The organism is Actinotalea subterranea, from assembly GCF_008364845.1.
In the GTDB taxonomy this organism is placed as follows: Bacteria; Actinomycetota; Actinomycetes; order Actinomycetales; family Cellulomonadaceae; genus Actinotalea; species Actinotalea subterranea.
Genome location: NZ_VTTP01000001.1, coordinates 249182 through 267511, shown reverse-complemented (window position 1 = coordinate 267511; position 18330 = coordinate 249182). Strand labels below are relative to the sequence as shown.

Here is an 18330-nt window from a genome sequence, read left to right as displayed (position 1 = left end):
TCGGGCCATGTCTGGTCGCCAGCAGACGATCGGCCGGCTCGACGCCGTGCACCCCGACCGCGCCGAGCTCGGCGTGTGCCTCGCGGCGCTCAAGCCCACGGGCGGCTGCATGGACCGCAGCCGCGCGAGCGACCTGCTGCGGACCGACTTCCACATCGTCATCCTGTGCTCGGCAGGCTCCGCCGAGCAGCTCGTCGACCTGGACGTCCACCACCACGCACCGGGTTCGCTGCTGTGGATCCGCCCGGGCCAGGTGCACGAGCGACCGCCCACGGTCGAGGGCACCGCGATCTGCTTCACCGACGACTTCCTGGGGCAGGACCCGGCGGCCGCGCGCACGGGCCCGACGTCGTGGCTCCTCGCCGGTGACGACCTCGCGGACGTCCGCGCCCACCTCGACGTGCTCGACCGCGAGTACCGGCGCTACGTCTTCGGCCCGACCGGGCAGCACCTCACGCGGGGCGACGCCATGCTGCGGCACCTGCTCCAGGCACTCCTGCTGCGGGTCGCCCAGGCACCCTCGCTGTTCTCGGGCCGTCCGCTGGAGCCGCACCCCGTGGCGCGCGCGTTCCTCGAGCTCGTCGAGCGCTCGTTCGGCTCGATCCACACGGTCGAGGACTACGCGGTCGCGCTCGGGTACTCCTCCAAGACCCTGGGGCGGGCGAGCGTCGAGGCCACGGGTCTGACGCCCAAGCAGGTGATCGACGCGCGGCTCGTGCGGGAGGCGCGCCGCCTCCTCGCGTACACGGACCTGCCGGTCGGCGTCGTCGGGCGCCGGCTCGGCTTCGAGGACCCGGCGAACTTCTGCCGCTTCTTCGTGCGCGCCACGGGCTTGTCGCCCGGCGCGTGCCGGGCCACGTTCCGCGGCTGACGAGGCGGCCGGCGGGCGCAGGGCCGTGTCCGGAACCGACCACGGGCGGTCGGGTTTCCACCACTGCCGGGCCCGGCGAGCGCCCGCGCGCACCGGAACCTGGGGTGGTCAGCCCGGCGCCGTGACGACGCCGGACCACCCCCCGGTGAGGAACGTGCGTTGCCCAGAGCTGTCGTCTGCTACAAGTGGGTCCCGGCCGAGAACGAGCTGCGGCTCGACCCGGTCACACGCGCCGTGGACACGTCGTCCGCGCGCTGGAAGGTCTCGGACTACGACCGGAACGCGATCGAGGCCGGGCGCGTGCTCGCCGCGGAGCGCGGTGCCGAGCTCGTCGCCCTGACCTTCGGCGACGCTGGCGCGAAGGCATCGCAGAAGGACGTGCTCGCGCGTGGCGCCGACCGTGCCGTGCACGTCGTCAGCGCGGCCGCCGGGTCCGCCGACGGGCACGTCACGGCGCACGCCCTGGCGGCCCAGGTGCGTGCGCTGGGGGACGTCGAGGTCGTGCTGTGCGGCGAGGGCGCCGCGGACACGTACGCCCACGAGGTGGGTCCGCGCGTCGCCGAGGTCCTCGGCTGGCCCGTGGTGACCAACGTCCGCGAGCTCGCGGTCCAGGGGGAACGGCTGCACGCCGTCCGCGTGGTCGGCGGCGACCTGGAGGCCGTCGAGTGCGACCTGCCTGCGGTCGTCACGGTGCTCGCCGAGGTGGGGCCGGCCCCCATCCCGGGCCTCAAGGCGGTGATCGCCGCGGGCCGCAAGCCGGGCGAGCAGGTCGCCGTTGACGCGCTGGGCCTCGCACCCGACGCGCTCGCGCCCCGGACCGTCGTCACGCGTGTCACGGGCTACGCGGCCGAGCGCTCCCGCGTGCTGCTGGACGCGGGTGAGCCCGCGGAGCGGGTCGCCGCCCTGGTGTCCGCGCTGACCGAGACCGGAGCCCTGTGATGACCGCCGACACGACCGCCATGCCCACCGACGTCGTCCACGTGGTCGCCGAGCCGCACGAGGTCGCCGGCCTCGTCGTCCTCGCGCTCTCCGCGGACCCGACGGCCGCCGTGCACGTGATGTGCCTCGGTGTGCCGGACCCCGCGACCGCGCAGGCCCTGACGGGGTGTGGGGCGATGTCCGTCGTCGTCCTCGCGGCGGGCGCGCCGGTGCCGTCGCCCGGGCTCGACCGGCCCGAGGACTACGTCCCGGCGGTCGCCGAGCGCCTCGCCGGGGCGACCCCGGGCCTCGTCCTGGTGCCCGCGACGGTCAGCGGTTGGGAGATCGCGGCCCGGCTTGCGACCCGCCTGGGGTGCGGCCTCGTCAGCGAGGCCACCTCGGTGCGTCGGCTGCCCGACGGCGGGTGGTGCGCGGAGCGCACGCTCTACGCCGGTGCGGCCGTGCAGGGGCTCGAGTGGCACGGCCGGGCGGTCGTGAGCGCGGCTGCGGGCCGCGGCGGACCGGGCGCCCTCCCGCCGCCGGACGCCGGCGGCGCCGGGTCGGGTGGCCCCGTGGCGCTCGAGACGGTCGTGGTGGACCGCGACACGCGCGTGCGGGTCACGTCGCGCACCTCGCGCGAGCGCGACGCCGTGGACCTGTCGGCCGCGTCCCGCGTCGTCTGCGTGGGCATGGGCGTGCAGACCCTCGACGACCTCGCGCTGGTCGAGGACCTCGCACGTGCGCTGGGTGCCGAGCTCGCGTGCACGCGGCCCGTCGCGGAGGACCGCGGGTGGCTCCCCGTGGACCGCTACATCGGCATCTCCGGCGCGAGCGTGCACCCCGACCTGTACGTGGGGGTCGGCGTCTCCGGCCAGGTCCAGCACACCGTCGGCATCCGCGACGCGCGGACCGTCGTCGCGATCAACACCGACGCCTCCGCGGCGCTCATGGGTCAGTGCGACCACGGGCTCGTCGGGGACCTGCGCGAGCTCGTCCCGCTGCTCGCCGGTGCCGTCCGGGCGGCCGGGGTCCCGTCGTGAGCGACGACGCGGACGTCGACGTCATCGTCGTCGGCGCCGGCCCCGCGGGCTCCGCGTGCGCGCACCGGCTCGCGCGTGAGGGACGCTCCGTCGTCCTCGTCGAGCGCGGGACGACCGCGGGCGCCAAGAACGTCAGCGGCGGCCGGCTCTACACGTACGCGCTCGAGGCGCTCGAGGAGGGGCTCACCCGGCAGGCGCCGTTCGAGCGCGCCGTCGTGCGCGAGCAGATCATGCTCGTCGACGGCGACCGTGCGATGCAGGTCTCGGTGCTGCCCTCCGGGGACAGCGACCCGGCCGGGGTCCCCGCGTCCGTGACGGTCCTGCGGGCGCGGTTCGACGCGTGGCTCGCGGGCCGCGCCGAGGGGGAGGGCGCGCTGCTCGCGACCGGCGTCACGGTCGACTCGCTCCTGATGGAGCACGACCGTGTGGTCGGGATCGTCGCCGACGGCGAGGAGATGCGCGCGAGCGTCGTCGTGGCCGCGGACGGCGTCAGCTCGCTGCTCGCCCGTGAGGCCGGGCTGACCGGGCCGCTCGCTCCCGCCTCGGTCGGCGTCGGTGTCAAGGAGGTCGTGGCGCTCGACGCCGCGGCGCTCGAGGCGCGGTTCGGCGTCGGCCCGGGCGAGGGTGCGGCGACGCTCCTGCTCGGCTGCACGGGTGGGGTGCACGGCGGCGGCTTCATGTACACGAACGCCGCGAGCATCTCCATCGGCGTCGTCGTCTCGCCCGGAGACCTCGCGGCCGCCGGGCGCACGCCGCACGGGCTCCTGCAGGACCTCAAGGAGCACCCCGCCGTGCGCCCGTACCTCGCGGGCGGCGAGAGCGTCGAGTACTCCGCGCACCTGGTCCGTGAGGACGGCGTGCGGGGTGTCCCGCGCCGGCTCGCACGCGAGGGGTTCCTCGTCACCGGCGAGGCCGCGGGCTTCGTCCTCAACCTCGGCTACACCGTGCGGGGCATGGACCTCGCGCTCGTGTCCGGCATCGCGGCGGCCGAGGCCGTGCTCGCGGGCGGTGACCTCGACGCGGCCTACCACGCGGCGCTCGAGCGGCACGGGCTCATGGCGACGATGCGCGGCGCCGACGGGTACCGGGACCTGCTGCACCTGCACCGGCTCTACGGCACCTACCCGGGCCTCGCGCTCGACGTCGCGACCTCGATGTTCGCGGTCGACGGCGGACCGCCCCCGCCGCTGCGGCGGCTCGTGCGCGATGTGCGTCGTCGCCACGGCGTACCCCTGCGCGGCCTCGTGCGCGACGGCCTCGTGGGGGTGAGGTCCCTGTGAGCACGCGCCTGCCCGTCCCCGAGCTGCTGGGCCGCGACGTCTTCGCGGTCGACGAGGGCAGCCCCCACATCGTCCTCGACCCGGCCGTGTGCGCGACGTGCACGACGACGCCCTGCGTCGCGGCCTGCCCCGCGCAGCTCTACCGCGTGGGCCCCGACGGGGTCGTCGGGCTCGACCACGCCGGCTGCCTCGAGTGCGGCACGTGCCGGGTCGTGTGCGAGGCCGGCGGCATCGTGCGCTGGACCTACCCCCGCAGCACGTTCGGCGTGAGCTACCGGCAGGGCTGACGCCCGCCGTCCGACCGACGCGAACCATCCACGCACCATCAGCGAGAAGGAGCACGACCATGTGGTACCTGACCGAGGGCCGCCAGGCGATCCTCGACACCGTCCGTGAGTTCGTCCGCACCGAGGTCGCGCCGCAGGCGCTCGAGATCGACGCGACCCACGAGTTCCCGCTCGCCCTGTTCAAGCGCGCGGGCGAGCTCGGCCTGCTGGGCGTCACGGTCCCCGAGGAGTTCGGCGGGCTCGGCGCGGACCAGACGACGAGCGCACTGATCTACGAGGAGATCGCCACGGCGATGCCCGTGCTGACCATCGCGATGGGTGCCCACAGCTTCCTCGCGGGCGGCCTGATCGAGATGCTCGGCAGCGTCGAGCAGAAGAAGACGTACCTGGTGCCCGCAGCCGCGGGGGAGATCATCATGGCGTGCGGCTCGACCGAGGCGGTCGGCGGCGACAACCAGGTCGAGTTCGCCACGCGTGCGGTGCTCGACGGCGACGAGTGGGTGCTCAACGGCGGCAAGGTCCTCATCTGCAACACGGGCGTCGCCGACCTCTACGTGGTCGTCGCCGTGACCGCCGACCACGTCGACCCGGTGACCAAGGCAGGCCTGAGCGCGTTCCTCGTGCCAGCCGGCACCCCGGGGCTCGGCATCGGCAAGCCCGAGCACAAGCTCGGCTGGCACGGTTCGGCGACCGGCTCGCTCTCCTTCACGGACTGCCGCATCCCCCGTGAGAACCTGCTCGGCCCGCTCGACGGCTGCCTCCAGGCGATGTTCGTCAGCGCGACCACGGAGTTCCTCAGCTGCGGCCCCGTGAGCCTGGGCATCGCCGAGGGCGCGTACCGCATGGCGCTCGCCTACAGCCTCGAGCGGACGCAGCAGGGCCAGTCCATGTTCGACCGCTTCCAGGTGACGCGGCACAAGCTCGCGCGCATGTACGGGGAGATCGAGTCGCTGCGCGCGCTCGTCTACTCGACCTACGCGGAGCGCGACCGCGGGCAGCTGTGCCTGGCCCAGGGCCGGCTCCTGAAGATCAAGGGCGCCGAGGTCTCCGAGTACGTCGCCCGCGAGGCGATCCAGCTCTTCGGCGGTGTCGGCACGGTCGTGGAGACGGGCGTCGAGCGGTACTGGCGCGACGCCAAGGTCATGGCGATCGGCGGCGCCTCGGTCGAGGCGCTCAACGACGTCGTCGCCGGGCTCATCAAGCGCAACCTCGCCTGAGCCGCTCGCCCAGGCACCCGCTGGCACCACCGGCACACCCCCAGGGCGGCCCCGCCCGCAGTGCACCACCCTCACGAGGAGGAACGTCATGCAGGACTACCACGGCAAGGCCGTCGCGATCACCGGCGCCGCCAACGGCATCGGTCAGGAGCTCGCCCGACGGTTCGCGGCGGCCGGCGCGCAGCTCGCGCTCGCCGACATCGACGCCGATCATCTCGACGCGCTGGTCAAGGAGCTCGAGGAGGGCGGCGCGCAGGTGCTGTCCGCCGTGTTCGACGTGCGGGACTACCCGGCGATGGAGGCGTTCGCACGCGAGACGTTCGCCGCGTACGGCTCGGTCGACCTGTTCTTCAACAACGCCGGCGTGATCTCGGTCGGCACCGTCTGGGAGCAGCCGCTGTCCGACTGGGACTGGCTGCTCGACGTGAACGTCAAGGGCGTCGTGCACGGCATCAAGGCGTTCGTGCCCGGGATGATCGCGCAGGACCTTCCCTGCCACGTCGTCAACACCTCCTCGATCGCGGGCCTGCTCACGGTCGAGAACTCGCCCGCCTACGTGGCCAGCAAGTTCGCCTCCCTGTCGCTCACCGAGGTCCTCGACCTCCAGCTCCAGGGCGTGGGCTCCAAGGTCACGGCGCACGTGGTGTGCCCCGCCGTCGTGCAGACGGACCTCGACAACTGCCTGCGTCACCGTGACCCGAGCACCTACGACGCGGACGACCCGTACTACCGGACCGACGACTACCGCGCCCGCATGGCGGTCGTCACGGGCTCGATGCCGCACGGGCTCCCGGTCGTCGACGCGGTCGAGACGATCATCACCGAGCTCGAGAAGGGGACCTTCTACATCCTCACGCACCCGGCCTACAACCCCGCCATCACGGGTCGTGTCGCGGGCATCGTCGGCGGTGTCCGCCCGACGCTCGTGGCCCGCTGAGGCGTCCGCCGTCCCCCCCCAGGCACACATCCCCAGAGAAGAGGAGCCCCCGTGTACCCGTACGAGAAGAAGTTCGACCACGTCGTGACGTTCGAGAAGGACGGTGCGATCGCGACCATCACGTTCGACTGCCCCGAGAACCTCAACCGGTTCTCCGAGCAGGTCATCGACGAGTTCGGTGCCGCGCTCGACCGCGCCCACTGGGACGAGGACGTGCGCGCGATCATCCTGCGCGGCACGGGCCCCGTGTCGTTCGGCCCCGGTGACCTGGACATCATCAAGACGAAGCTCGCGAAGGACCTCACCTCCGCGCGGCAGGTCATGTTCGAGATCTCGAACCTGATCAAGAAGATGTACACGATCCCGACGCCGATCATCGGGCTCGCCGAGGGCGGCTGCCTCGGTGGCGGGTGCAACCTGCTGCTGTCGAGCGACATCGTCGTCGCGTCCGACAAGGCGTACTTCCACGAGCTCTTCGTGGACTACGCGCTGACGCCCGACACGGGTGGCCTGTGGGCACTGCAGCGGCTCGTCGGGCCGATGCGTGCCAAGGCGATCTGCATGCTCGGCGACCCGGTGCCGGCCGCGGCCGCCGCCGAGCTCGGCATGGTCTACCAGGTGGTCCCCGCCGAGTCGGCGTACGCCGAGGCTCGGGCGCTCGCGGAGCGCATCGCGGCGAAGTCCCCGGTCGGGATCAACCACATCAAGCAGATCTCGAACCGGCTGCCCGACTACACGATGGACACGTACTTCCAGATCGAGGGCGACTACCTCGCCCTCGGCGCGCTCAGCGCCGACTTCCGCGAGACGAACGTCGCGGCGGCCGAGAAGCGGCCCCCGGTCTACACGGGACGCTGAGGCAGAGAGGGCTGAGGCACAGAGGGCCGAGGCACAGAGGGCTGCGGCACCCGGCTCACGAGGCCGGGTGCCGCAGCCGTTCCGTGCTGCGCGGTGCCCGTCAGCCCTCGGCGAGCCGGTCGAGGGCGAGCCCCGCGAGGACCGCTGCGGCGACGGGCAGGGCGGCGTCGTCGAACCGGGCGCCCGCTGCGTGGTTGTAGGGGGCCGTCGCGGGGTCCTCGCCGGCGGGTGTCGCGCCGAGGAACAGGAACACCCCGGGCACCTCCTGGAGCACGTAGGAGAAGTCCTCGGCCCCCGAGACCGGTCGAGGCGCGTCGATGTACCCCTCGTCACCGAGCAGCGCACGGGTCACGCGTGCGGCCCGTGCCGTCTCGGCGGCATCGTTCACGGTCACGGGGTAGCCGCGCACGTACTCCACGTGGGCGGTCAGGCCGTGCGCGGCGGCGATGTGCTCGGCGGCGCGGGTGAGGCGCTCGGGGATCGTCGCGTGCTGCTCCCGGGAGAACGTGCGGACGGTCGCCGCGATCTCGGCCGTCGCGGGGATCACGTTGTCGGTGGTGCCCGCGGTGATCTTCCCGACGGACACCACGACGGGGTCGTGGGCGTCGAACTGCCGGGTCACCACCGTCTGGAGCGCGAGCACGATCTCGGCCGCGACGGTCACCGGGTCGGCGGCGAGGTGAGGTGCGGAGCCGTGACCGCCGCGGCCCTCGACGGTCACGTACAGCTGGTCGGCGGCGGCCATCGTGGGGCCCGGCCGGCCGGTGATCACCCCGAGCGGCGCTCCGGCGGAGAACACGTGGATGCCGTAGGCCGCGACGACCCGCTCCCCGGCGGCATCCAGCACACCCTCCTCGATCATGATCCGCGCGCCGTGGTCCCCTTCCTCGCCGGGCTGGAACATGAAGACGACGGAGCCGGCGAGCTCGTCGCGCCGTGCGGCGAGCAGACGGGCCGCACCGACGAGGCCCGCCATGTGCATGTCGTGCCCGCACGCGTGCATCACGCCCACGTGGGTGCTCGTGAACGACTCACCCGAGTCCTCCGTGACGGGCAGCGCGTCCATGTCGCCGCGCAGCAGCACGGCCGGCCCGGGACGCGCACCGCGCAAGACGGCGACGACCGAGCCCAGGGCCGTGCCCGTGGTGACCTCGAGGTCGAGGCCGTCGAGTGCCGTCAGCACGCGGGCCTGCGTCAGGGGCAGTGCCAGGCCGATCTCGGGGATGCGGTGCAGGTCACGGCGGAGCGTCGCGAGCTCCGGGGTGAGTGCGGCGGCGTCCTCGAGGAGTCGCGCGGGTGAGTGGGGGTGCTCCGTCACGGGAGGGGTCCTTCCTGCGCTCGGGCGGCCGCGGTGTGCGGCCGGCGCGTCGCGTCGACGCTACCGCCGTGACGCCTGACGCCGTGGACGGTCGGTGGGTGGCAGCCGGTCAGACGTCGAGGAGGCGCAGGTGCACGCTCGCGGAGCTGCCGACGGCGAGGCCCTCGGCCGTGCGGACGGCACGCTTGACGGGCAGGACGTAGGTTCCCCGGCCGCTGTCGGGGAACACCGAGGTGCGCCAGGTGCTGGCCCCGATCGAGACCTCGACGCGCAGCGAGCCGAAGCCCCGGGCGACGGGCCCGGCAAGGTCGAGGATGTCGTCGGCCATGTCCTGCGGGACGCTCACGAACGTCCAGCTGCTCGTGCGGGCCTGCCACTGCCACAGCTCGGCGTCGAACTCGTACTCCACGGCGACCTCCCCGCTCGGTCGGCTCATGCCTCGGCACCCGCAGCGAGCTCCCGGCGCATGATCCAGCGCTCGCGATGCCCGCTGTGCGCCGTGGTGGGGCCGGCGCGGTGGAACCCGGCGGCCTCGAACAGCTCGACCGTGCCGACGTACCCCGAGATGACGTCGACGCGCGTGCCGCCCGTCTCGACCGGGTACCCCTCGACGACCTCGGCGCCGTGGGCCGCCGCGTGCGCGACGGCGCCCGCGAGGAGCTCGTGCATCAGGCCCCGCCCGCGGAAGCCGGGCCGCACCACGAAGCAGACGGCGCTCCAGGCGTCCCGCTCGTCGAGGAACGGGATGGTCCTCGAGCGCATGAGGCGGCGGTAGGTGCTGCGTGGCGCGATCGAGCACCAGCCCGCCACGACGTCGTCCACGTAGGCGAGCACACCGGGGCCCGGCTCCGCCGCGCACTCGTCCCGCATGTAGCCGGGGCGCTCGAGGTTGGGCACGCGCGAGTCTCGGTAGCTCATGCACCAGCAGCCGCCGGCGTCCGGCCGTCGGGTGCCCACGACGGTGGCGAAGTCGTCGTAACGGCCGACGGCGGGCAGCACCACGGTTCCCATGGACGGCAGCGTAGGGGGACCCGCCGACACGGCCCGCGGGCGGCGTCTTGTCGGATGTCGGACCTCGGATCGAACATGTGTTCTATGACCCAGCGTGGAGCGGAGCCCGAGCGTCGCGCGGCGATCCTGCACGCCGACCTCGACGCCTTCTACGCCGCGGTCGAGCAGCGGGACGACCCGCGGCTGCGCGGCCGTCCCGTCGCTGTCGGCGGGGGAGTCGTGCTCGCCGCGTCGTACGAGGCCAAGCGGCGGGGCGTGCGGACGGCGATGGGTGGGCGCCAGGCGCGCGCCGTCTGCCCCGGCCTCGTCGTGGTCCCGCCCCGGTTCGACGCCTACGTCGAGGCGAGCCGCGCGGTGTTCGACGTGTTCCGCCGCACCACGCCGAACGTCCAGGGCGTGTCGATCGACGAGGCGTTCCTCGACGTCGCGGGCCTGCACCGCATCGACGTTCCGCCGCTGGACATCGCCGCGCGGCTGCGCGCGCAGGTGCGCGACGAGGTCGGTCTCCCGATCACGGTGGGCGTGGCGCGCACTCCCTTCCTCGCGAAGGTCGCGAGCCGCGTGGCCAAGCCCGACGGCCTCCTGCTCGTCCCGCCGGACGCCGAGGACGCGTTCCTGCACCCCCTGCCGGTCGAGATGCTCTGGGGCGTCGGGGAGGTCACCGCGCGCAAGCTCCATGGCTACGGGCTCGTCACGGCGGGCGACGTCGCGGCGCTGCCCCAGCCCGTGCTCGTCGGGCTGCTCGGCCCGGCGGGTGGGCGGCACCTGTTCGCGGTGGTCCACGGGCGCACGCCCGCGCGGGTCGTCACGGACCGCCCGCGGGGCTCGATCGGTGCGCAACGGGCCCTGGGCCAGGGTGCGCACGACCCGCGGTTCGTGCGGGCGGCGCTGCTCGGACTCGTCGACCGCGTGTGCCGGCGGCTGCGCGGCGCGCACCGCGTCACCGCCACGGTGGTGCTCAGGCTGCGCTTCGCGGACTACACGCGCGCGACGCGCTCGCGGTCCTTCGTCCGGCCCACCGAGTCGGGCGAGGAGGTCGCCGCAGTCGCCCTCCGCCTCCTCGACGAGGCGGAACCCCTCATCCGCGAGCGTGGGCTGACGCTCATCGGCACGGCCCTGACCGGGCTGTCCAGCGCCACCTACGTGCAGCAGACGCTCGAGCTCGAGCACGCGGACCGTGGCGCGCTCGACTCGGCGGTCGACGCCGTCGCGCTGCGGTTCGGGGCTCGCGCCGTGACGCGTGCGAGCCTCCTGCGTACCGGCGAGGGCATCGCGGTGCCGCTCCTGCCGGACTGACGCGTCATGGGAGACCGGTCCCGGTCCTAGGGTCGACGGGGACGAGCCGCGGCGGACGAGGAGAGCTGTCATGCAGGATCGGCTGGATGCCGTCGTGGCGTGGGTCGGGGAGGCTGGAACCGGCCAGCTGATCGCGGTGGCTGCGGTCTGCGTGCTGGTCCTCGCGCTGGTGAGGGCCCGGGGCCGACGTGGTCGCGCACGGCCCGCCCCGGGCGAGGTGTGGTTCGCCGAGGTGCCCTTCGAGGACGGGACAGGGAGCAAGGACCGGCCGGTCCTGGTCCTCGCCGTCCGTGGCGGCAGGTGCAGCGTCGCCAGGTTCACGTCCCAGGACCGCTCGGCCCGCGGTGACCACCGGCGCGTCCCTGGCGTGGTGCCCGGCCTGCAGCGGAGCAGCTGGGCGAACCTGCGCCCGATCACGCTGCGGCGCCGTGCTTTCCGGCGTCGGGTCGCACCGCCCGACGCCGCCCTCGTCGCCTGGTACGAGCGGGAGGCCGACCGCCTCGCGGCCGGGTGATCCTGACGCGTCCCAGGTGGTCGCGGCCCGCGCGCTCAGTGCGCGTCACCTGGTCCTGCAGCGAGCGCCAGGCTCGCCGACGCGAAGCGGTCAGCGAGATCGTGCAGGGTCGCGGCGAGCCCCGGCGGCGCCACCACGGCGAAGCTCGCGCCGAGCAGGCCGAGGGCGGTCGCGCCCCACAGGAGGTCGTCGACGTCGAGCTCCACCCGGCACCGGTCCGGGCCCTCCTCCGTGACGGTGAGCCAGCCGACCCGCCGTCGGACCTGCGCCGCGGGCGCGTCGACGAGCGCCTCGACGTGGAAGCCCTCGGCGCCGCCGCTGATCCGCTCGCGCACGAAGGTGGCGGCGTCGTCGGCCGGGAGGCGCCTCGGGGCGAACCTGCTGCCGGTGCCCCGCGGCTCGGTCACGCGATCGAGCCGGAACACGCGCCAGTCGACGCGTGACGGGTCCCACGCGACGAGGTACCAGCGCAGGCCGAGCGGCACGAGGCGGTACGGCTCGACGTGGCGGTCGCTCGGGGTGCCGTCGGCTGCCGTGTACCGGAACTCGAGCGCCTCCCCGTCGCGGCAGGCCAGGGCGGCGGCGCTCAGCACGTCGGGCTCGACGCCGTGGTCCGTCCGCGGGCCGGTCGTCCAGGTGCCGGGCGCCGTCACCGACCTCAGCGCCTCCACGCGCCGCCGTAGTCGGGTGGGCATGACGGGCACGACCTTCGCCAGGGCCCGCGCCGACGGCTCGGCGAGGCCCGCGACCCCCGTGCCCGCTGCGGCCGACAGGCCCACGACGAGCGCGACGGCCTCGTCGTCGTCGAGGACGAGCGGGGGCAGCGACGCGCCCGGGGCGAGGGCGTAGCCGCCGTACACCCCGCGATGGGCCTCGACCGGGTACCCGAGCTCGCGGAGCCGCTCGACGTCGCGCCGCAGGGTCCGGATCGACACCCCGAGGCGCCCGGCGAGGTCCTCGCCCGCCCAGTGCCGTCGCGACTGAAGGAGCGACAGCAGGCGGAGCGTGCGGGAGCTGGTCACGGCCATGACTCAAGTCTGCGTGCTATTGCGGTCAGGAAGTGGCACCTGCGCTCCGTAGCGTCGATCGTGCGGCGCCGGCCAAGGAGGACGTGCCCCGTCGCATCGACCGATCCAGTCCAAGGAGCACCAGCCATGACCCTCACCACCACGACCCACCTCAACTTCCGCGGCGACGCCCGTGCCGCCCTCGAGCTGTACCGCACCGTGTTCGGCGGTGACCTGGCGCTCGTCACCTACGCGGACGCCCACAACGTCCAGGACCCGGCGGACGCCGACCGGGTGATGTGGGGCCAGGTCGTCGCCGACGACGGCTTCCACGTCATGGCCTACGACGTGCCCGGCCACCTGCCCTGGGAGCGGGGTCAGAACTCCTTCTTCGTGTCCGTCCGCAGCGGCTCGGTCGAGGAGATCACCGAACGGTGGGGCCGGCTGTCGGCGGGGGCGACGATCGTCCAGGACCTCGCGCCCGCCGGGTGGGCGCCGCTGTACGGGATGCTCACGGACGCGTTCGGCGTGACCTGGGTGCTCGACGTCCTCCCGGCCGGCGAGTCCTGAGACGGTGCGGGCGGGCACGGGACCGCGTGCTCCGTGCCCGCCCGTGCCCGCCCATGCCCTCCCCGGTCGACCGAGGCCCAGGGAGCGCATCCACCCGGCGGATAGGGTGACCGCCATGGTCGTGATCACGCGATGGCTGTGGACGGCCGTGCTGCGGGTCGTCGCGTTCGCCGACCACGCGAGGTGGATCGTCCTGAGCCTCGTGCTGGCCCTGACCGGCGTGATCGGGCTCGCGGTGCCGACGCCGCCCGCGCTCGCCGTGGCTCTGGCCGTCGTGTCCGTCGTGCTGGTCGTCCTCGAGGTGCGGGCGCACCACGCGCGCCTGCGTGAGATCCAGTTCGTGGACCGCTCGGGCGACGGCTTCGCGGACGTCCGCGCCGCAGTCGAGGGCTCGGACCGGTTCGAGTTCGTCGGCACGTCGCTCGGTCACGTGGTCGTCGACCGGGTGGCGACACGGGCCATCGCCGCCGGGCAGGTGACCGCCCAGGTCGCTGACTCCGCGTACCGGCTCCCGCGCGAGCTGAGCGACGCAGGCACTGCCTTCCGCAGGCGGCGGGTCGCGAGCGGGCGGACGTACAACGGCCACCTCCTCGGCCTTGACGCCGACCTCGGCGGCGGTGCTGCGCTCCTCGCCACCCACTGGCGGATGGTGCCTGCGCGGTACTGGGACCACCTCGGCTCCGACATCCTCGCGATGAAGGACGTCCTGCAGGCCGGCCGCCTGGTTTCGGACCTCGGCCGGGCCCTGTACGTCGATCGGCACGGCAGGCTCAGGGACTTCGGCGAGAGCTGGTTGCTCAACGGCATCGGCACCTCGGTACTGGCCCTGACGACAGACGCGCGACTCGTCGTGGTCTCGCAGTCCAACCACAACGAGTCGAGCCAGGGCCTGCTCGCCCCGTCGGGCTCCGGCTCGCTCGAGCCGGTCGACTTCGAGGGTGCGACGAGCCTGCGGGTGGACGAGCTCGCCGCGCACGGAGCGCTGCGCGAGCTGTCGGAGGAGGCAGGCGTCGCGCGCTCCGAGGTCCGCGCCTCCGCGTTCCTGGGATTCGGACGATGGCTCGAGAAGTCGGCGAAGCCCGAGCTGCTCACCCTGGCCCTGCTGTCCATCGACTCGCACGAGGTCCGGCGCAGGCGTGTGCCGGGCGCGGACCGGCCGTACACGTTGGGCATCGACGTCGTCCGGCTGAACCCCGCCCGAGACACCTGGATCGAGTCTGACCCGCTCTCCGTGCTCGAGGTCGACGCGCCTCATCGGCTGTCCGTCCCGCTCGTCCTCGGCCTTCACCTCCTCGCGCAGCAGGTGCATGACCAGGAGTCCCCGGTGCGCCGCCTCGTTGATGCGGCGCTGGGCGCGCCGACCGGGCCCGGGGGCCCGGCCGGCTCAGCCTGAAGGGCGGGACATCGTCCTACCGCCGCCGGAGCGCAGGCTCCAGCAGCGCCGGTGGGGTGTCGAACTTCTCCTGCGGCGCCAGGTCTGTCCCGGGCGCCACCACGGCGTCGACGGCGTCGAGCACGTCGGGGGGCAGGACGGTGTCCGCGGCGGCGAGCTGGGACCGCAGGTGGTCGAGGGTTCGAGGGCCGATCAGCGCGCTCGTCACGGCCGGGTGGGCGGTCACGAACCCGAGCGCGAGCTGGATCATGGTCAGCCCGGCGTCGTCCGCGATGGTGGCGAGTCTCTCGACGGCGTCCATCCGCGCGCGGTTGGACGGGATCGTCAGGTCGAACCGCTCGGGCAAGGCCGTCGACCGGCTCGTCGTGATCGGCGTCCCCGCCCGCACCGCCCCGGAGAGCCAGCCCGAGGCCAGCGGGCTCCAGGCCAGCACACCGAGCCCGTACTCCTGGGTCACGGGGAGCACGTGGGCCTCGACCCCGCGCTGCAGGATCGAGTAGCTGGGCTGCTCGGTCACGAACCGGCCGAGGTGATGCTCACGAGCGGCCCACTGCGCCTGGACGATGCGGTACGCGGGGTAGGTCGACGAGCCGAAGTAGCGGATCTTCCCCGCGCGCTGCAGGTCGGTCAGCGTGGCGAGCGTCTCCTCGTCGCTCGTCCTCGGATCCCACCGGTGCACCTGGTACAGGTCCACGTGGTTGACGCCCAGGCGGCGCAGGCTGTTGTCGAGCTCGGCGACCAGCCAACGGCGGGAAGAGCCTTGGTGGTCGAGGCCGTCGTCCATCGGCAGGCCCACCTTCGTGGCGAGCACGACGTCGTCGCGACGCCCGGCGATGGCCCTGCCGACCATCTCCTCGGACTCGCCGCGGCCGTACATGTCGGCCGTGTCGATGAGGTTGATGCCTGCGCCGAGTGCGGCATCGACGATCGCTGTCGCCTCCTCCTGCGTGGTCCGGCCGATGGCGCCGAAGTTCATCGCGCCGAGCGCGAGCGTGCTGACCTGCACACCCGTGCGGCCCAAGGTGCGGTACTGCATGGCTGATCCTCCTGGCTGGGTGGGTTCGGTCGGAGCGTGCCGCGCGGGAGGTCGCGGTGACGGGGTTGCGTCCAGGTGGGTGCTGCGCCATCCTCGACTAACCGGAGCGGTGCTCCATTACGACCATATGGAGCGCTGTTCCGTTTGGCAAGGGTGGGAGGTCGACAGTGGTGGCAGGTGGCCCAGCGGCGCAGGGCGCGCCGCGGAAGCGTGCGGATGCCCGCCGGAACGAGGAGGCGCTCGTCGCCGCGGCGGCCACCGTCTTCGTCAGGTCGGGGGTCGAGGCGCCCGTGCGTGACATCGCCGCCGAGGCGGGGGTCGGGATGGGCACGATCTACCGGCACTTCCCCACGCGGGCCGAGCTGATCGTCGCGGTCTACCGGCACCAGGTGGAGGCCTGTGCCGAGGCCGGCCCGGCCCTGCTCAGGGACAGCGGCACGCCGGCCGTGGCCCTGGAGCGCTGGATCGAGCTCTTCGTCGACTTCCTGGTCACCAAGCGGGGGCTCGCGGACGTGCTGCGGTCCGACGACGACGCCTTCGGCGCGCTCCACACGTACTTCGTCGAGCGCCTCGTGCCCGTGTGCGCACAGCTGCTCGAGGCGGCCGCTGCTGCCGGTCAGGTGCGCTCCGACGTCGGTGCGTACGCGCTCATGCGGGGCGTCGGCAACCTCTGCATCGGCTCGGACGGGGACGACCGCTACGACGCCCGCGCCATGGTGGGCGTCCTCGTGAGGGGGCTGCGTCGCAGTGAGGGTGCCTGACGGTGCTGGCGACATGGAGCCAGGCGTGAACCGGCGTGCACCGGCCGGCACCGCGGTCCCTCGCCGACACCGCCCGCGGGCGGCTGCTCCTACTCCGGTGCGCTGCGGAGCTCGGTCCCGATCTGCTCGGCGTCGAGGATCGCGAGGGCGCGGGTCAGCGCCGCCGAGCTCGCCGTCCCGAGGTCGCGGATCCGCAACAGCTCGCGCCGCTGCGCGTCGATGACGGCCAGGTGCAGGTCGTGGAGCTGGGCGCGTGCGTCCTCGCCGGGCAGGCCGGGCTCGGGGGCGGCCTCGTCGGCGCCTGGTGCGACCTCGACCTTCGTGAGCTCGCGCCGGTACAGCCCGCGGGCGCGTGCCAGCAGGGCGGGGTCGAACCCCTGTCCGTTCGGCCGACGCACGTCGCCGGCGTCGAGCGCTGCTGCGCCCGCCGCCTGCATCCGCGCGACCAGCGCGTCGAGCTCCTCGCCGTCGGCCCCCGGTCGGCGAGCGAGGTCGAGGCGACGGACGAGCCAGCCGAGCGTGCCGCCCTGGAGCAGGAGGGTGCCCGTCGCGACCGTGAACGCGACGAGGACGAGGAGCGAGCGGTGCGGGGTGTCGGTCGGCAGCGTGTGCGCGGCCGCGACCGTCACGACGCCGCGCATGCCTGCCCAGGTCAGGACCGCGCCCTCACGGACGCCGAGGGGCTGGCCGGCCACGTAGTCGATGTCAGCGACCCGCCGCGTGATGCGCTCGCGCAGCCGCTGCAGACGCGTCTCCGGCGCGGCACCCGGCCCGTCCCTGTGGCTCCGGGGAGCCTGCGCACCGGCGGGTCCCGTGCGTCGGGCGTCCGTACGTCTGCCAGGACGCCCCGCGCGTCCGGGGCCGCCGGGGCCCCCGCCGAGGCCCAGGCGTCGGAGGTCGTCCGCCGACGCGTCCTCGACGCGATACCCCTCCTCGCCTGCGTGCGTGAGGAAGTGCTTGGCGGCCTCGCCGCGCCGGGACCGTCGCGACAGCCCCGCGAGGAGCGACGCGACGTAGAGGGACCGCATCACGAGGACCACCACGACGGCCGCGACGGCGAGCCCGAGGGCTGAGGTGAGGCTGCCGTGCACGTCGCGGACATCGGCGACGAGGACCTCGAGCTGGATCCCCATGGCGAGGAAGACGAGGCCCTCGAGCAGCAGCTCGAGGGTGCGCCAGTTGGCGGCCTCCGTGAGCCTGTCCTGCGGGCGCAGGTGGCGGGCGCTGCCGTACCCCGTGACGAGCCCGGCGGCCACCGTCGCGACGAGCCCGGAGGCGCCGAGGTGCTCCGCGGGCAGGAAGGCGATGAACGGGACCGTGAACGAGATCGCCGTCGTGAGGTGCGCGTCTGCGATGCGCGAGCGCACCCACAGGCTCAGGCGCCCGACGATCCCGCCGATCACGGCGGCGACCGCGACCGCGTAGAGGAAGTCCCCGACCGCCGACCAGAGCGAGACCGTCGCGGCCGTCGCGGCGATGGCCGTGCGCAGGACGACGAGCGCCGACGCGTCGTTGAGCAGGCTCTCGCCCTCGAGCACCGTCACGATGCGGGGCCCGACGCCGAGCTTGCGGACGATGGACGTCGCGACGGCGTCGGTGGGGCTGATGATGGCGCCGAGCGCGATGCCCAGGGCGAGCCCGAGGTCGGGGATCAGCCAGGTGAAGAGGAGGCCCAGCGCGACCGACGTGAGGACGACGAGCACCACGGACAGTCCCGCGATGGCGTTGAGATCCCGACGGAAGTCCATCGTCGGCATGCTCACGGACGTGCCGTAGAGCAGGGGCGGGAGGAGCCCGGCGAGGATCCACTCGGGATCGACGTACACCGTGGGGAACGACGGGATGAGGCTGAGCCCGACGCCGAGGACCACGAGCACCAGCGGGGCGGACACACCCACGCGAGGGGACAGCGCGAGCACCACGACGACGATCACCGCAGCACCGAGCCCGAGCGTGAGAGCGTCCATGCGCGCCAGCCTGTCATCGATCGCCGTCCACCCGGCAGGGCGTGCTCAG

At 73.8% G+C, this 18330-nt stretch carries 19 protein-coding genes; 13 read left to right on the top strand and 6 right to left on the bottom strand.

Features of this window, described 5'->3' with window-relative positions:
- Nucleotides 1-7: 7 nt before the first annotated feature.
- The 8 genes from FZ988_RS01265 (at nt 8) to FZ988_RS01230 (ending at nt 7408) form a co-directional block, all read left to right on the top strand.
- On the top strand, nt 8-871 hold the full coding sequence (locus tag FZ988_RS01265; protein ID WP_149202188.1) for a helix-turn-helix domain-containing protein: 864 nt from the start codon (nt 8-10) through the stop codon (nt 869-871).
- 159 nt (nt 872-1030) lie between these two features.
- Nucleotides 1031-1810, top strand: a complete 780-nt coding sequence (locus FZ988_RS01260) for an electron transfer flavoprotein subunit beta/FixA family protein (protein ID WP_188078929.1) — start codon at nt 1031-1033, stop codon at nt 1808-1810.
- Nucleotides 1810-2829, top strand: coding sequence for an electron transfer flavoprotein subunit alpha/FixB family protein (locus tag FZ988_RS01255; RefSeq protein ID WP_149202186.1), 1020 nt, complete (start codon nt 1810-1812; stop codon nt 2827-2829). Before FZ988_RS01260 ends, FZ988_RS01255 begins: the two co-directional genes overlap by 1 nt.
- Nucleotides 2826-4109, top strand: a complete 1284-nt coding sequence (locus FZ988_RS01250; protein WP_188078928.1) for an FAD-dependent oxidoreductase — start codon at nt 2826-2828, stop codon at nt 4107-4109. Before FZ988_RS01255 ends, FZ988_RS01250 begins: the two co-directional genes overlap by 4 nt.
- Nucleotides 4106-4396, top strand: coding sequence for a ferredoxin family protein (locus FZ988_RS01245; protein ID WP_149202184.1), 291 nt, complete (start codon nt 4106-4108; stop codon nt 4394-4396). The genes FZ988_RS01250 and FZ988_RS01245 overlap by 4 nt, the downstream gene beginning before the upstream one ends.
- Before the next feature lie 59 nt (nt 4397-4455).
- Nucleotides 4456-5613, top strand: coding sequence for an acyl-CoA dehydrogenase family protein (locus FZ988_RS01240; RefSeq protein ID WP_149202183.1), 1158 nt, complete (start codon nt 4456-4458; stop codon nt 5611-5613).
- An 88-nt stretch (nt 5614-5701) separates the two neighbouring features.
- The gene (locus tag FZ988_RS01235) at nt 5702-6550 is read left to right on the top strand and encodes an SDR family NAD(P)-dependent oxidoreductase (RefSeq protein WP_149202182.1); all 849 of its coding nucleotides are present in this window, start codon (nt 5702-5704) and stop codon (nt 6548-6550) included.
- Nucleotides 6551-6601: 51 nt separating this feature from the next.
- Nucleotides 6602-7408, top strand: a complete 807-nt coding sequence (locus FZ988_RS01230; RefSeq protein WP_149202181.1) for an enoyl-CoA hydratase/isomerase family protein — start codon at nt 6602-6604, stop codon at nt 7406-7408.
- A gap of 100 nt (nt 7409-7508) precedes the next feature.
- Here the strand turns inward: FZ988_RS01230 and FZ988_RS01225 are convergent, their stop codons facing one another.
- The 3 genes from FZ988_RS01225 to FZ988_RS01215 form a co-directional block, all read right to left on the bottom strand.
- On the bottom strand, nt 7509-8726 hold the full coding sequence (locus tag FZ988_RS01225; RefSeq protein ID WP_149202180.1) for a M20 metallopeptidase family protein: 1218 nt from the start codon (nt 8724-8726) through the stop codon (nt 7509-7511).
- A gap of 109 nt (nt 8727-8835) precedes the next feature.
- A complete protein-coding gene (locus FZ988_RS01220) occupies nt 8836-9162 on the bottom strand; it encodes a DUF1905 domain-containing protein (protein WP_223145004.1) in 327 nt (108 codons plus the stop codon).
- Nucleotides 9159-9737 (bottom strand): GNAT family N-acetyltransferase, encoded by a 579-nt coding sequence (locus tag FZ988_RS01215; RefSeq protein WP_149202179.1) that lies wholly within the window; start codon nt 9735-9737, stop codon nt 9159-9161. The genes FZ988_RS01220 and FZ988_RS01215 overlap by 4 nt, the downstream gene beginning before the upstream one ends.
- A gap of 84 nt (nt 9738-9821) precedes the next feature.
- Here FZ988_RS01215 and dinB point away from each other — a divergent pair, with 84 nt between their 5' ends.
- Together dinB and FZ988_RS01205 are read left to right on the top strand one after the other, a co-directional pair.
- A complete protein-coding gene (dinB, locus tag FZ988_RS01210) occupies nt 9822-11033 on the top strand; it encodes a DNA polymerase IV (protein ID WP_223145003.1) in 1212 nt (403 codons plus the stop codon).
- 70 nt (nt 11034-11103) lie between these two features.
- Nucleotides 11104-11547, top strand: coding sequence for a hypothetical protein (locus FZ988_RS01205; protein ID WP_188078927.1), 444 nt, complete (start codon nt 11104-11106; stop codon nt 11545-11547).
- A 35-nt stretch (nt 11548-11582) separates the two neighbouring features.
- On the opposite strand, the gene FZ988_RS01200 is transcribed toward FZ988_RS01205, so the two are convergent.
- Complete coding sequence (locus tag FZ988_RS01200) at nt 11583-12575, bottom strand: helix-turn-helix transcriptional regulator (RefSeq protein WP_149202177.1); 993 nt, start codon at nt 12573-12575, stop codon at nt 11583-11585.
- A 126-nt stretch (nt 12576-12701) separates the two neighbouring features.
- On the opposite strand from FZ988_RS01200, the gene FZ988_RS01195 reads away from it, so the two are divergent.
- The gene (locus FZ988_RS01195; protein ID WP_149202176.1) at nt 12702-13124 is read left to right on the top strand and encodes a VOC family protein; all 423 of its coding nucleotides are present in this window, start codon (nt 12702-12704) and stop codon (nt 13122-13124) included.
- Nucleotides 13125-13239: 115 nt separating this feature from the next.
- Complete coding sequence (locus FZ988_RS01190; protein WP_149202175.1) at nt 13240-14517, top strand: hypothetical protein; 1278 nt, start codon at nt 13240-13242, stop codon at nt 14515-14517.
- Nucleotides 14518-14533: 16 nt separating this feature from the next.
- Here FZ988_RS01190 and FZ988_RS01185 read toward each other — a convergent pair whose 3' ends face one another.
- Nucleotides 14534-15553, bottom strand: a complete 1020-nt coding sequence (locus FZ988_RS01185; protein ID WP_149202174.1) for an aldo/keto reductase — start codon at nt 15551-15553, stop codon at nt 14534-14536.
- 170 nt (nt 15554-15723) lie between these two features.
- Between FZ988_RS01185 and FZ988_RS01180 the strand changes: the two genes are divergently transcribed.
- The gene (locus FZ988_RS01180; RefSeq protein WP_149202173.1) at nt 15724-16314 is read left to right on the top strand and encodes a TetR/AcrR family transcriptional regulator; all 591 of its coding nucleotides are present in this window, start codon (nt 15724-15726) and stop codon (nt 16312-16314) included.
- An 89-nt stretch (nt 16315-16403) separates the two neighbouring features.
- Here the strand turns inward: FZ988_RS01180 and FZ988_RS01175 are convergent, their stop codons facing one another.
- The gene (locus FZ988_RS01175) at nt 16404-18281 is read right to left on the bottom strand and encodes a cation:proton antiporter (RefSeq protein ID WP_149202172.1); all 1878 of its coding nucleotides are present in this window, start codon (nt 18279-18281) and stop codon (nt 16404-16406) included.
- Between the last annotated feature and the right edge of the window lie 49 nt (nt 18282-18330).